The sequence below is a fragment of the Nocardia sp. NPDC056611 genome (assembly GCF_042792755.1).
GTDB lineage: Bacteria > Actinomycetota > Actinomycetes > Mycobacteriales > Mycobacteriaceae > Nocardia.
Map to the genome: position 1 here is coordinate 921,870 of NZ_JBHTVV010000002.1, position 13,596 is coordinate 935,465.

13 protein-coding genes are annotated in these 13,596 nt (G+C 69.0%); 12 read left to right on the plus strand and 1 reads right to left on the minus strand.

Going from position 1 to position 13,596, the window contains the following annotated elements; translation table 11 throughout:
- The first annotated feature begins 120 nt into the window (after positions 1 to 120).
- Together ACFRAQ_RS12935 and ACFRAQ_RS12940 are read left to right on the plus strand one after the other, a co-directional pair.
- The gene (locus ACFRAQ_RS12935) at positions 121 to 1,716 is read left to right on the plus strand and encodes an FAD-dependent oxidoreductase (RefSeq protein WP_379098292.1); all 1,596 of its coding nucleotides are present in this window, start codon (positions 121 to 123) and stop codon (positions 1,714 to 1,716) included.
- Entirely contained in the window at positions 1,713 to 2,063 is a 351-nt protein-coding gene (locus tag ACFRAQ_RS12940) for a 4Fe-4S binding protein (RefSeq protein WP_379098295.1), read from the plus strand. The genes ACFRAQ_RS12935 and ACFRAQ_RS12940 overlap by 4 nt, the downstream gene beginning before the upstream one ends.
- A gap of 93 nt (positions 2,064 to 2,156) precedes the next feature.
- Here the strand turns inward: ACFRAQ_RS12940 and ACFRAQ_RS12945 are convergent, their stop codons facing one another.
- The gene (locus tag ACFRAQ_RS12945; protein WP_379098298.1) at positions 2,157 to 3,665 is read right to left on the minus strand and encodes a PucR family transcriptional regulator; all 1,509 of its coding nucleotides are present in this window, start codon (positions 3,663 to 3,665) and stop codon (positions 2,157 to 2,159) included.
- Between the two features lie 164 nt (positions 3,666 to 3,829).
- Between ACFRAQ_RS12945 and uraD the strand changes: the two genes are divergently transcribed.
- From uraD to ACFRAQ_RS12995, 10 genes are all read left to right on the plus strand, one after another.
- Complete coding sequence (gene uraD, locus ACFRAQ_RS12950) at positions 3,830 to 4,345, plus strand: 2-oxo-4-hydroxy-4-carboxy-5-ureidoimidazoline decarboxylase (protein ID WP_379098301.1); 516 nt, start codon at positions 3,830 to 3,832, stop codon at positions 4,343 to 4,345.
- A 93-nt stretch (positions 4,346 to 4,438) separates the two neighbouring features.
- The gene (locus ACFRAQ_RS12955) at positions 4,439 to 5,311 is read left to right on the plus strand and encodes an FAD binding domain-containing protein (RefSeq protein WP_379098304.1); all 873 of its coding nucleotides are present in this window, start codon (positions 4,439 to 4,441) and stop codon (positions 5,309 to 5,311) included.
- Positions 5,311 to 5,781, plus strand: coding sequence for a (2Fe-2S)-binding protein (locus ACFRAQ_RS12960; RefSeq protein ID WP_213556096.1), 471 nt, complete (start codon positions 5,311 to 5,313; stop codon positions 5,779 to 5,781). The genes ACFRAQ_RS12955 and ACFRAQ_RS12960 overlap by 1 nt, the downstream gene beginning before the upstream one ends.
- Positions 5,778 to 7,184, plus strand: coding sequence for an 8-oxoguanine deaminase (locus ACFRAQ_RS12965; RefSeq protein ID WP_379098307.1), 1,407 nt, complete (start codon positions 5,778 to 5,780; stop codon positions 7,182 to 7,184). Before ACFRAQ_RS12960 ends, ACFRAQ_RS12965 begins: the two co-directional genes overlap by 4 nt.
- The gene (locus tag ACFRAQ_RS12970) at positions 7,181 to 9,514 is read left to right on the plus strand and encodes a xanthine dehydrogenase family protein molybdopterin-binding subunit (RefSeq protein WP_379098310.1); all 2,334 of its coding nucleotides are present in this window, start codon (positions 7,181 to 7,183) and stop codon (positions 9,512 to 9,514) included. The genes ACFRAQ_RS12965 and ACFRAQ_RS12970 overlap by 4 nt, the downstream gene beginning before the upstream one ends.
- A 129-nt stretch (positions 9,515 to 9,643) precedes the next feature.
- The gene (locus tag ACFRAQ_RS12975; RefSeq protein WP_379098313.1) at positions 9,644 to 11,080 is read left to right on the plus strand and encodes an NCS2 family permease; all 1,437 of its coding nucleotides are present in this window, start codon (positions 9,644 to 9,646) and stop codon (positions 11,078 to 11,080) included.
- Positions 11,081 to 11,082: 2 nt separating this feature from the next.
- Positions 11,083 to 12,222: an XdhC family protein gene (locus ACFRAQ_RS12980; RefSeq protein WP_379098315.1), complete on the plus strand. Its 1,140-nt coding sequence runs from the start codon at positions 11,083 to 11,085 to the stop codon at positions 12,220 to 12,222.
- A 35-nt stretch (positions 12,223 to 12,257) separates the two neighbouring features.
- On the plus strand, positions 12,258 to 12,641 hold the full coding sequence (locus ACFRAQ_RS12985) for a gamma-glutamylcyclotransferase (protein WP_379098318.1): 384 nt from the start codon (positions 12,258 to 12,260) through the stop codon (positions 12,639 to 12,641).
- The gene (locus ACFRAQ_RS12990; RefSeq protein WP_379100242.1) at positions 12,629 to 13,435 is read left to right on the plus strand and encodes a hydroxypyruvate isomerase family protein; all 807 of its coding nucleotides are present in this window, start codon (positions 12,629 to 12,631) and stop codon (positions 13,433 to 13,435) included. The genes ACFRAQ_RS12985 and ACFRAQ_RS12990 overlap by 13 nt, the downstream gene beginning before the upstream one ends.
- Positions 13,432 to 13,590: a hypothetical protein gene (locus ACFRAQ_RS12995; protein ID WP_379098321.1), complete on the plus strand. Its 159-nt coding sequence runs from the start codon at positions 13,432 to 13,434 to the stop codon at positions 13,588 to 13,590. The genes ACFRAQ_RS12990 and ACFRAQ_RS12995 overlap by 4 nt, the downstream gene beginning before the upstream one ends.
- The last annotated feature ends 6 nt before the right edge of the window (positions 13,591 to 13,596 follow it).

Sequence of the window (13,596 nt, forward strand, 5' to 3'; positions counted from 1 at the left end):
GCGGTTTGCCACGATGTGGGAAATTCCGCCGCCAAAGGATCGGCCTGATCGCAACTCTTCGGCGAGTGGGACCGGCCGCCTTACCGTTCCGGCACCAACTCTCCCGGGAGGACTGTGCCGATGAGCGAACCATGGCAGACCAGGACCGACGTGCTGGTGATCGGCGGCGGACCCGCCGCGTGCTGGGCGGCGGTGCACGCCCGGGAAGCGGGGGCGGAGGTGGTGCTGGTCGACAAGGGCTACTGCGGAACCAGCGGCGCCACAGCGCCTTCGGGCACCGGCGTCTGGTACGTGGCCCCCGAGACCACCGCCCGCGCCAAGGCGAAGGCCAGTCGCGAGGCGCTGGGCGGGCATCTGGCCGACCACTATTGGATGGACCGGGTCCTCGATCAGACCTACGTGAACATGAACCGTCTCGCCGTCGAGGGCCGCTACCCGTTCCCGGCCGATTCCGAGACGGGCGAGCCCCTGCTCACGGGCGTGCAGGGACCGGAGTACATGCGGCGCATGCGCGCCTGGGTGAAACGGCTCGGCGTGCGGATCCTGGACCACGCCCCGGCGCTGGAACTGCTTGTCGACGCCGACGGCGTCGTCCGTGGGGCCGCCGGATATCAGCGGCATGCCGAGCGGGACTATCGCGTGGTGGCGGGCGCGGTCGTGCTGGCCACCGGCGGCTGTGCCTTCCTGTCCCGGGCCCTGGGCACCAATGTCGACACCGGTGACGGCGCGCTCATGGCGGCCGAGGCCGGAGCGCGGTTCTCGGGCATGGAGTTCTCCAACGCCTACGGCATTGTGCCCAAGGGTTCGACCATCACCAAGACCGCCTACTACGGCTACGCGACGTTCTTCCACGCCGACGGCCGCGTCCTCGAGGGCGCGGGTTCGGCGCAGGGGCGGTCGGTGATCGCCCGGACCCTGTTGTCGGAGCCCGTCTTCGCGCAGCTGGACCGGGCCGACGCCGACGTGCAGGCCCGGATGCGGCTGGGTCAGCCCAACTTCTTCCTCCAGTTCGACCGCCGGGGGATCGACCCGTTCACCGATCGCTTCGAAGTGGACCTGCTCGCCGAGGGCACGGTGCGCGGCACCGGCGGGATCGATGTCGTCGACGACGACTGCGCGACAACGGTTCCCGGCCTGTACGCGGCGGGCGACGCGGCGACCCGGGAACGGATCTGCGGCGGATTCACCGGCGGCGGCAGCCACAATTCGGCGTGGGCCATGTCGTCGGGGAGTTGGGCGGGCTCGGGAGCGGCGCGGTTCGCGCTGCGCTCCGGACGGGTCGATTCTGCCGCGGTCCAGGGCATCGGACGGGTCGGATTACGGCCCGAGGCAACCGAATCGGTGTCCGCGGACGAGGTGGTGTCCGGCGCGCAGCGCGAATTGATCCCGTTCGAGAAGAACTATCTGCGCCACGGTGCCCGCATCGTGCCCGCACTGGCCGAACTCGATGCCCTCTGGGAGCGGGCCGCGCGTGGCCTCGGCGGCGGGTCCGGCGCGGACCGGGTCCGCGCCCGGCAGGCCGCCGCCATCACCGCGGTCGGTCGCCTGATGTACCGATCCACTCTGGCGCGCACGGAGACTCGCGGTATGAGCAAACGCGCGGATCACCCGGAGCTGGATCCGGGCCAGCACCACCACATCCTGTCCGGCGGTCTCGGCGAGCTGTGGACCGCGACGTCGGCGACCGCACCCGTCTCGGCGGCGGTGGCGTCATGATCGAGTTGGTGCGCGCCGAGGACTGCATCGCCTGCGACAAGTGCGTCGACGTCTGCCCGACCGACGTCTTCGACCGCACCGAGAGCGGAATCCCGCTCATCGCACGGCAATCCGACTGCCAGACCTGCTTCATGTGCGAGGCGTACTGCCCGGCCGACGCCCTCTACGTCGCGCCCGAGGCCGCCCCGCTCGCGGACCGCGACGCCATCCCCGAATCCCACATCGGCCGCTACCGCGAGCAGCTCGGCTGGGGAAAGGGCCGCGCCCCGGGCAGTCTCGTCGCGGTCGGCCCGGCCCTGCCGCACGGCGCCCTGCCGCCCCGGCTGATCGGGCGCGTGGTGCGCTGAGTTTCGGTGTAGCCCCGTGCGCGTCGCTGTGATTGCCTCCCGTGCCGGGCCCGCCCGCCCTCGCCGGCGGGCCCGGCACGGCAGGCAGCCGTGTCAGCGCAGGGCCAGGGCCAGGAAGAAGTCGACGCGGTCCTCGAGGCGGGACAGGTCGCGGTTGGTGAGTTCCTCGATGCGCTGGATGCGGTAGCGCAGCGTGTTCACGTGGACGTGCAGTAGATCCGCGCACTTGGTCCAGGAACCGGAGACTTCGAGGAAGGTCTCGAGGGTGTGGACCAGGTCGGCGCGGTTGTCCTGGTCGTAGACGCGCAGGGGGTCGAGGAGGCGCACCCGGAACATGCGGCGGACCTCGTCGGGGACGCTGGCCAGCAGCAGCATGTGGGTGGCGAGTTCGTCGTGGCGGACCACGCTGGTGGGTTGCTGTCGTTCGGCGGCCATGCGGCGGGCGTAGCGGGCCTCCTCGACCGCGCCGCGCAGCCCCTCGCCGTCGACCGCGCCGCTGATGCCGACGGACAGGCGGCTCAGTTGCAGCCCGGGTTCGAGGGCCTCGATGGCGCGGTGGATGTAGTCGTCGAGGGCCTGTTCGTCGCCGAGCGCGACCAGCAGGATGACCTCGCCGTCCACGACGCCGATGGCGGGGCTTCTGCCGTACAGGATTTCGCGCAGCACCGCGCGCAGTTCGCCGGGCCGCACCGCGCCGGAGTCGGCGGTCGCGGCGACGGCCAGGTAGCGGTCGGACAGGCCCAGCCCGGTCAGTTCCAGTCGCGAGATGATGTCGGCGGACTTGGCCTCGGACATGATCAGTTCGATCAGTTCCTGCGCGAGGCGGCCCTCGGCGCTGTGCCGGTCGTCGTGGCGGGCGCGTTCGAGCGACACCACCGCCGCGAGTTCGCCGATGAGCGCGCGGCGTTCCTCGGGCCAGTCCTTGAAGTCGCTCTCGAAGACCAGGAACCAGTCCGCGATCCGCGAGGTCGCGTCGGCGTCGACGGCGAACAGTGTGTACCGGATCTGGTTGTGGGACAGCACATGTGGCAGCCGCCGCGCGCTCAGGAACGCCGACCGCACCTGTTCGGGCAGGTCACGGGTGGGCCCGGCGACCACGCGGCCGATGGGCGACACCACCCAGCAGCGGGTGCCGAGGGTGCGGTGGACCAGGTCGAGGACCGAGTCCAGTCCGCCGCCGGAGACCAGCTGCCGATGCCGGTCCAGGATGGCGCTCAGGTCCGCGGCCCGCCCGGAGGACAATTTCCGGTTGATGGTCTCGGTGACGGTCGCGAACGCGATCCGCTCCTCGACGCGGAACAGCGGGATTCGGTGTTTCTGACAAGCCGCGACCAGATCCTCGGGCGCTTCGCCGTAGAGCGCGTCACCGGCGGCGAGCGCGGCGACCCGGGCGCGGGCGAGCGCGCCGACGAAGGTGTCGCTGTCCTCGGGGCCGTGCCGCCATTGCAGCCCGGTGAGCACGAATTCGCCGCCGGAGAGGTACCGGCCCGGGTCGAGCATGTCGGTGGTTACGACCCAGCGTACGAAGCGGTCCAGCTCGTCCTCTCCGGAGACGAGCCGCAGGCCCAGATCGTGCATGGTCAGCAGGGAACGTAACCGCATGATTCTCGAGGCTAACAGTGAGTGACGCGACGGTTACCGAACTTGGATGTAACTACGAACGCGCCCCTGTGAAGCAGGCCACAGGTTCGGAGGTCTCGTCCTATCGGGCATGACCACCCCCCGGGTTTAGTGGTTGACACACGCCAAACACGGATGGAGGTCGGATGTCGAGTCGCCTGGAATGGCTCGGTTCGCTGCCCCTGGAAGAAGCCGAGACGCACCTGCTGACCTGCAACGCGTCGCGGACCTGGGCTCGCAAGATGGTGGCGAACCGGCCGTACGCGGACGAGTCGAGTCTGATCGCCGCGGCCGTGGCCGGGGTCGCCGAACTGAGTTGGGCCGATGTCGAGGAAGCGCTCGACGCGCACCCCCGCATCGGTGAGCGCGAGGCGGCCCGGCACCAGTCCGAGCGTGAGGCGCGGTGGTCGGCCGACGAGCAGTCCGGAGCGTCCGAGGCCGATGCCCGGGTGCTGGCCGAGCTGGCCGCCGGGAACCTCGCCTACGAGGAACACTTCGGCCATGTCTTCCTGATCCGGGCCGCCGGCCGCAGCGCCGCGGAGATGCTCGCGGAGCTGCGGCACCGCCTGGGCAACCCGGTGGCCGAGGAACACCGCGTGGTGCGCCACGAGCTGGCCGACATCACCGGCCGCCGGGTGCGCATGCTCCTGGAGGAGCGATGAACGACCCCCGCAACTGAGTACCTACTCCTTCTCTACGTACCGGGGCAGCCGAGGCTGTCGTACCTGCGCAGAACCGATATCTAGAGGAACGCAATGGATTTCCTACAACCGGGCAGCTGGGCCGAGGCGCTCCAGCTGAAAGCGGAACGCCCCGAAGCGGTTCCGATCCAGGGTGGCACCGATGTGATGGTCGAGATGAACTTCGACGTGCACCGCCCGGACGCCCTGCTGGATCTGAACCCGTGCCGGGAGCTGTTCGGGGTGGACGAGCAGGCCGACGGCCGCATCCGGCTCGGCTCCGGTGTCCCGTTCGTGAAGATCATCAACCGGTACCAGGATCGCCTGCCCGGTCTGGCGCAGGCCTCGCGCACCGTGGGTTCCCCGCAGATCCGCAACCGCGGCACCGTGGGCGGCAACCTGGGCGGCGCGTCGCCCGCCGGTGACGCCCACCCGGCGTTGCTGGCCGCGAACGCCGTGGTCGAGGTCGAGTCGGCCGCCCGCGGCACCCGCATGATCGACATCGACGACTTCTACGTGTGGGTCAAGAAGAACTCCCTGGAGCCGGACGAGCTGATCCGCGCGGTGTGGCTGCGCCCCGCCTCGGGCCCGCAGTACTTCTCGAAGGTCGGCACCCGCAACGCGATGGTGATCGCGGTGTGCTCGTTCTCGGTTGCCCTGCACGCGGATTCGCGCACGGCGGGCGCGGGCATCGGCTCGGCCGGTCCGACCCCGATCCGTCCGGTCGAGGCCCAGGACTTCCTGGCCGCCAACCTGGACTGGGACAACGGCGGCGCGCTGAACGAGGAGCTGGCCCACGAGTTCGGCCGTCTGGTCGGCGCGGCGGCCAAGCCCATCGACGATGTGCGCGGCACCGCCGACTACCGCCGGCACGCGTTGTCGGTGATGGCCCGCCGGACCCTCGGCTGGGCGTGGAACGACTACACCGCGGAGAGGAGGGCGGCCTGATGCGTATCGATTTCACCGTCAACGGATCCCAGGAAACCGCCGACGACGTCTGGGAAGGCGAGAGCCTGCTGTACCTGCTGCGCGAGCGGGTCGGCCTGCCCGGCGCGAAGAACGCCTGCGAGCAGGGCGAATGTGGTTCCTGCACCGTCTATCTGGACGGCACCCCGGTGTGCTCGTGCCTGGTGGCCGCCGGTCAGGTGCAGGGCCGTTCGGTCCGCACCGTCGAAGGTTTGGCCGACGGCGACAAGCTCGACCCGATGCAGCAGGCGTTCGTCGAGGCCGGCGCGGTCCAGTGCGGCTTCTGCACGCCGGGCCTGATCGTGCAGGCACACGACCTGATCGAGCGCGTGCCGAACCCGTCGGACGTCGAGATCCGTGAGGCGCTGGCTGGAAACCTGTGCCGCTGTACGGGTTACGAGAAGATTCTGGATGCCGTGCGCATGGCGGCCGAGCGGAAGGCGGCGAAATGAGTACTGCATCGCGAAGCGATTCCGTCAGGGGTGGCGGTGGGGCGACGGGCGGGCGCAAGCTCGTCATCGAGAACGCCTATATCGCACCGGTCGTCGGTGCCGAAATCCCCAACGGCTATCTGATCGTCGGCGACGACGGCCGGATCGAAGCTCTCGGCGCAGGACCTGCGCCGATGGTGGTGGGTGCTGAACGCCTCTCCGGCACCGGCTGCCTGGTGACCCCGGGCCTGGTGAATACCCACCACCACCTCTACCAGTGGGCCACCCAGGGCCTGTTCCAGGACGCCACCCTGTTCGAGTGGCTGACCGGGCTGTACCGCCTGTGGGCCACCATGGACGCCGAGATCGTCTACGGCGCGGCCTCGGCCGGCCTGGGCTGGCTCGCGCTGACCGGCACCACCACCTCGACCGATCACCACTACGTGTTCCCCCAGGGCCGTGGCGATCTGTTCGACGCCGAGGTGCGCGCCGCCCGCGAGCTGGGCATCCGCTTCCACCCGTGCCGCGGTTCCATGGACCGCGGGCAGTCGCACGGCGGTCTGCCGCCGGACGAGGTGGTCGAGAACCGCGAGGAGATCCTCCTCAACACCGAGGAGATCATCAACAAGTACCACGACGCGTCGTTCGACTCGATGCTGCGCGTGGCCGTCGCCCCCTGCTCGCCGTTCTCGGTGTCCGAGGGCCTGATGGTGGAATCCGCCGCCCTGGCCCGTCAGCACGGCGTCCGCCTGCACACCCACCTCGCCGAGACCCTCGACGAGGAGGAGCACTGCATCGAGCAGATGGGTTGCACCCCGGTCGAATACATGGAGAAGCTGGGCTGGCTCGGCGACGACGTGTGGTTCGCGCACGCGGTGCACCTGCACGACAAGGACATCGCGGCCTTCGCGAAGACCGGCACCGGTTCCGCGCACTGCCCGACCTCCAACGCGCGTCTGGGCGCGGGCATCGCGCGAGTGATGGACCTGCTCGCCGCCGGCGCACCGGTCGGTCTGGGCGTGGACGGCGCGGCCTCCTCCGAACTCACCTCGATGGCGGGGGAGATGCGGCAGGCCATGCTGTTCCAGCGCGCCGTGCACGGCCCCCGCGCCATGACCGCCCGCCAGGCCCTCGAAGTCGGCACCCTCGGCGGTGCGCGGAACCTGGGCCGCCAGAACGAGATCGGCTCCCTCGAGGTCGGCAAACTCGCCGATATCGCGGTCTGGAAGGTGGACGGCTTCCGCGCCGCCATCGAGGACCCGGTGTGCTCGCTGGTGTTCGGCCCGCAGCCGCCGCTGGCGCGTCTGCTCGTGGGCGGGAACACCGTCGTCGAGAACGACGAGCTCAAGACCATGCCGCACGATCAGGTCGGGCAGAACGGCGTGGCGGCGCGCAAGCGAATCATGAAGCAGGAGAACCGATGACCATCGCACGCACCACGCGGTTCCCCGAGGATGTCGCGATCCCGGGCGCCGGCGGCATCGGTGAGAGCCCGCTGCGTCCCGACGGCACCCTCAAGGTGAAGGGCGAGTTCGCCTACTCCTCGGACCTGTGGATCGACGGCATGCTGTGGGGCGCGACCCTGCGCAGCCCGCACGCCCGCGCCAAGCTGATCGGCATCGACACGTCCAAGGCCCTGGCCATGCCCGGCGTCCACGCCGTGCTCACCCACGAGGACGTGCCCGGCCGCAAGGTCTACGGCCTCGACCACACCTGGGACCAGCCCGTGCTGGCCTTCGGCGAGGTGCGACACCACGGTGAGGCCATCGCCCTGGTCGCCGCCGACCACCCCGAGATCGCGCGCCGCGCCGTGGCCGCCATCGAGGTGGAATACGAAGTGCTGGAACCGATCACCGACCCGATGGCCGTGATCGAGGATCCGGTCGGGTTGGCCGTGCAGGAGCGCGGCGGCATCGCCCGCTACCAGCCGGTGCGGTCCGGTGACATCGAGATCGGCAAGACCCTGGCCACCGTCGTGGTGAGCGAGGAGTTCGAGGTCGGCATGCAGGACCAGGCCTTCCTGGGGCCGGAGTCCGGCATGGTCATCCCCAACGAGGACGGCTCCCTCGACTTCTACGTCGCGACCCAGTGGCTGCATTGGGATCTCACCCAGATCGGCCCCTGCCTCGGGCTGAACGAGGACCAGATCCGGATGACCATGTCCGGCGTCGGCGGCGCGTTCGGCGGCCGCGAGGACCTGTCCATGCAGATCCACGCGGGCATGCTGGCCATGCGCACCGGCAAGCCGGTCAAGATGATGTACAACCGCCAGGAGTCGTTCTTCGGCCACGTGCACCGGCATCCGGCGCGCATGCGCTACGAGTACGGCGCGACCGCGACCGGAAAGATCACCTACGCCAAGGTTCTCATCGTCCTCGACGGCGGCGCGTACACCTCGGCCACCCAGAACGTGATCGGCAACGCCGCCTCCCTGGCGCTGGGCCCCTACGAGGTCCCGCACCTGGAGATCGACGCCTACGGCGTGTACACCAACAACCCGGTGTGCGGCGCGATGCGCGGATTCGGTGTCGTACAGGCGTGTTTCGCGCACGAGTCGATGATGGACAAGCTCGCCGAGGCCCTCGACATGGATCCGGTCACGGTCCGTCAGGTCAATGTGGTGTCGCAGGGTTCGAAGCTGGCCACCGGTCAGATCGTGCACGCGCCGACTCCGCTGGTGGAGATGCTCGACAGCCTGCGCGAGATGGAACTGCCGGAATCCGTGGATACCTCGGATATTCGCAACCTGCCCGGCGGCGCGTCCCAGACCACCCACGGCGAGGGCGTGTACCGCGGCGTCGGCTACGGCGTCGGCATCAAGAACATCTGCTTCTCCGAGGGTTTCGACGACTACTCGACCGCCCGCGTGCGCCTGGAAGTGATCGGCGGCGAGCCGGTCGCGCTCGTGCACACCGCCGGCGCGGAGGTCGGTCAGGGCCTGATCACCCTCGAGGCGCAGATCGCGCGCACCGAACTGACCGTCGACCGCGTGGTCAGCCACCCGTCGGACAACAATGTCGGCAGCTCCGGTTCGTCGTCCGCCTCGCGCCAGTCGTACATGACCGGCGGCGCGGTGATGACCGCCTGCCGCGCGGTCGCCGACGAACTGTTCGTGCTGGCGCGCAAGAAGTTCGACGTCCACGGCTTCATGCACCTCGATGGCGGCAAGGTCGTCAAGAACAACGGAGAGGTGGTCGCGTCGATCGAGGACGTCCTCGGCGACGACGTGATCGACCTGACCCGCGAATACCACCACCAGCCCACCACCGGTATGGACAAGATCACCGGTCAGGGCTCGAGCCACACCCAGCTCGCGGTCTGCGTGCACCGGGCAGTGGTCGATGTGGACACCGAACTCGGGCTCGTGAAAGTCGTTGCCCTGGACGCCGTCCAGGACGTCGGCAAGATCATGAACCGGCTCTCGCTGGAAGGCCAGATCCACGGCGGCTCCATTCAGGGCCTGGGTCTGGCGGTTATGGAGGAAATTCAGGTCACCAACGGCAAGGTGCGGAACCCGTCCTTCACGGACTACTTGATTCCCACCATTCTCGATACACCTCCGCAGAAGCTGGAGATTCTGGAGAACCCGGACCCGCACGCCCCCTACGGCTTGCGCGGCGCGGGCGAACCGCCGACTCTCTCCTCCACGCCCGCGATCGCCGCAGCGATTCGCGACGCCTGCCGCAAGCGGGGCGGCACCGGAAACATCAACCGCGTGCCCGTGCGTCCGGAAGACATCATCCGGAACAGTTGACTAACAGGGGCAGACCGCGCCTCCCACACCAGTGGAGCGCGGTAGGGACCCCACAACACCGAATCCGCGGCCCGGGGATTACCCAGCACCCCCGGGCCGTTGGTCGGCTACGCCCATAGGAGGGCAGCCATGACCCAGACTCAATCACCGATCACCACCCCGGAAACCGGGGGGTCCGCGCTCGAAAAGTTCTTCAGGCTATCGGAGCGCAAGACCACCATAACCCGTGAAATCCGTGGCGGCATCACCACATTCGTCGCTATGGCGTATGTCATATTGCTGGTCCCGCTAATTCTCGGCGGCGTCGCCGACTCGCACGGGGACAAGCTGAGCATCGCGCAGCTGACCACCACGACCGCCTTCTCCGCCGGTCTGACCACCGTCCTCATGGGCCTGGTGGGCAATGTGCCCCTCGCATTGGCCGCCGGTCTCGGGCTGGTCCCCGTCGTCGCCTACCAGGCCGCGCCGCACATGACCTGGCCCCAGGCCATGGGTCTGGTGGTGCTGATGGGCATCGTCATCGTCATCCTGGCCGCGACCGGCCTGCGGACGATGATCATCAACGCCATTCCGCTGGCCATGAAGAACGCCATCGGCGTCGGCATCGGCATGTTCATCGCCATGATCGGCCTGGTCTCCTCCGGGGTCGTCGGCCACGGCGCGCCCGGCGGTCCTCCGGTGACGCTCGGCGTGGACGGGCACCTGGCCGGTTGGCCCACCGTGATTTTCGCGGTCGGCCTGCTGCTGATGCTCGGGCTGTTCATCCGCAAGGTGCCGGGCGCGATCCTGATCAGCATCGCCATCTCCACGGTGCTCGCCATCGTGGTCAACGCCATGGCGAAGATCGATCCGAAGGCGTGGGGGACCGTCGTCCCCGAGAAGCCCAAATCGCTGTTCGCCTCTCCCGATTTCGGTCTGATCGGCCACATCGACCTGTTCGGCGGCTTCGCCACCGCGGGCGCGGTGACCGCTACCGTGGTGCTGTTCACGCTGGTGCTGACCGGCTTCTTCGACGCCATGGGAACTGTTTTCGGCGTCTGCGACGAGGCGGGCCTGACCGACGAGAAGGGTCAGGTGCCCGGCATGGGCAAGATCCTGACCACCGACGGTGTCGCCCAGATCGTCGGCGGCCTGTCCGGCGGCGCGGGTTCCACCGTGTACGTCGAGTCCGCGACGGGTGTCGGTGAGGGCGCCCGTACCGGTCTGGCCAGCGTGATCACCGGCGGATTGTTCTGCGCCGCCATCTTCTTCACGCCGATCGCGGCCGTGGTGCCGATCCAGGCCGCGGCTCCCGCGCTGGTGCTGGTCGGCGCGCTGATGATGACGCAGGCCCGCAAGATCGACTGGAACGATCTCGAGGTCGCGGTGCCGGCCTTCATCACGATCGTGCTCATGCCGTTCACCTACTCGATCACCAACGGTGTCGGCGCGGGCCTGATCGCTTACACCGTGATCAAGCTCGCTCGCGGGAAGTACCGCGACATCCATTGGCTGGTGGCCGTGGTCAGCGTCGTCTTCGTCGCCTACTTCGGTATCAACGGCATCGAATTGGCCCTGGGAGGCTAGCCATGCGCGACATCGCGGCACAACTACTGGAATGGCATGCGGCGGGCAAGGACTACGCCGTGGCCTCCATCATCGGGATCGGCGGCTCCGCGCCGCGGCCGATCGGCGCGGCCCTGGCCGTGGACGCCGACGGCACCGTCGTCGGGAGCATTTCCGGCGGCTGCGTCGAGGGCGCGGTCTACGAGTTGTGCCGCGAGTCGCTGGCTACCGGCGCCACCATCCGGGAGACCTTCGGCTACAGCGACACCGACGCCTTCGCCGTCGGATTGACCTGTGGCGGAACGATTCAGGTGTTCGTCCAGTCGGTGACCGACGCCAACCGCGACGCGGTGGAACAGGTCCTGCGAGCTGAGGGGGAGGCCGTGGCCATGGTCCGCGACCTCGACAGCGGCGCCGTGATGGCGCTGGGCACCTGGTGGAGTTCCGGCCACGAATTCGACGATCGCGTGATCGCCGAAGCCCAGGCCATGCTCGACGCGGGCACGACCGCGGTGCGCACCATCGGATGCGGGTCCGATGCTGAGTTGGATGGGCGGCCCGCCGCCGTCACCGTGTTCGTGGAATCGCATGTGCCGCCGCCGCGGATGATCGTCTTCGGGGCGATCGACTTCGCGGCCGCGGTGGCCCGGATCGGCAAGTTCCTCGGCTACCACGTCACGGTGTGCGACGCGCGGGCGGTCTTCGCGACCCCCGCGCGCTTCCCCGACGCCGACGAGGTGGTCGTGGAATGGCCGAACAAATATCTGGCCCGGACCCGGGTGGACGCCCGGACCGTGGTCTGCGTACTCACCCACGACGCCAAATTCGATGTGCCGCTATTGGAGGTGGCGCTTCGCCTGCCGGTGGCGTTCGTGGGTGCGATGGGATCCCGGCGGACACACGAGGACCGCCTCCAGCGGCTTCGTGCGGCCGGGATGACGAATGCCGAACTGGCGCGGCTGAAGTCGCCCATCGGATTGGATCTCGGCGGGCGTACCCCGGAGGAGACGGCTGTCTCCATCGCCGCCGAGATCGTGGCGGTCCGCCGTGGGGGCACCGGAGTGCCTCTCGGTACCCACGGCGGACCCATCCACCGCGACGCGGTCGTGGTGCCGGAGGTGGTCGTCCCGGACTCCCCGGACGCCCTGCGGATCACCGCCTGAACTGTGACCGTCCGACCGAGAAGGAGCCCACGGCTATGCCTCTGATCTTCCTGAACGGGGGTGCCATGCGCGGCGAACCCCTGAACTACCTGCTCGAGGGCGCGCCCTGCGCAGGGGAGGTCACCACCGCGCCGCAGTACCGCTTCTACTCGGTCGGCGACCGCTTCCCCGGCCTGCACCCCGTCGCCTACGGCGGGGCGCCCATCACCGGTGAACTGTTCGACGTGCCCATGGAGGTGCTGCGCAACCGGCTGCTCCCGGCCGAGCCGCCGGAACTGGAACTCGGTGTGATTGCCTTGGACGACAACCGCTCGGTGCTGTCCATGCTGCTGCGGCGACCGGTCGTCTCCGACCCGCAGCTCATCGACATCACCGATTACGGCAGCTGGCACACCTACCGGGAGGAATCGACACGATGAAGTACACCGCCGACGGGTCGTTGCGGAAATTCGACGCGCACTGCTCGATCCTGTTCGCCGATCTGCCGCTGCTGGAACGTCCGGCGGCGGCGAAGGCGGCCGGGTTCGACGCCGTCGAATTCTGGTGGCCGTTCGGCGAGAACCCGGTGCCGGGGGACAAGGATGTCGACGCGTTCGTCTCCGCTGTCTCCGACGCCGGTGTGCGGCTCATCGGTCTCAACTTCATCGACCTGGTGCCCGCGGGCCGCGGCCTGGTCTCGGTGCCCGGGCGGGAATCCGAGTTCCGGGACAATATCGACGTCACCGTCGGCATTGCCGAACAGCTGGACTGCCGGTCCCTGAACGCCTTGTACGGCAACCGGATTCCGGATGTGGACCCGCGGGCGCAGGACGAGCTGGCTCTCGAGAACCTCCGCCTGGCCGCCGATGCCGCGGCCCGCATCGATGCCCAGGTCGTGCTCGAGGCGCTGAATTCGATCGAGTCACCCGACTATCCGATCGTCTCCGCCGCCCACGCGATTCGGGTCATCGACGAGGTCGGCGCGCCGAACCTCCGATTCCTCTGCGACCTCTACCATCTCGCCCGCATGGGTGAGGACCTGTTCGCCGTGATCGCCACCTACGCCGACCGCTTCGGGCACGTCCAGATCGCGGACGCCCCCGCCCGCAGCCGCCCCGGCACCGGCACCCTCGACTTCGAAGCCCTCTTCACCGCCCTCGACACCGCGGGCTACGACGGCTGGATCGGCCTCGAATACAAAGACCCCGACCATGATTGGAGCTGGATCGCATGACCCCCGCCCCGGCCGCAGCCCTGCCGTGGACCCCGCACGGGCACTGCGGCACCGCGCTGCCCGCCGGCTGGGTGATCGAGCGCTTCACCGTCCAGCTTCCGGTCGTGGACGACCTACCGACCACTCACCCCGCGCAGGGAGCCGCTGACCGATGAGGGGTC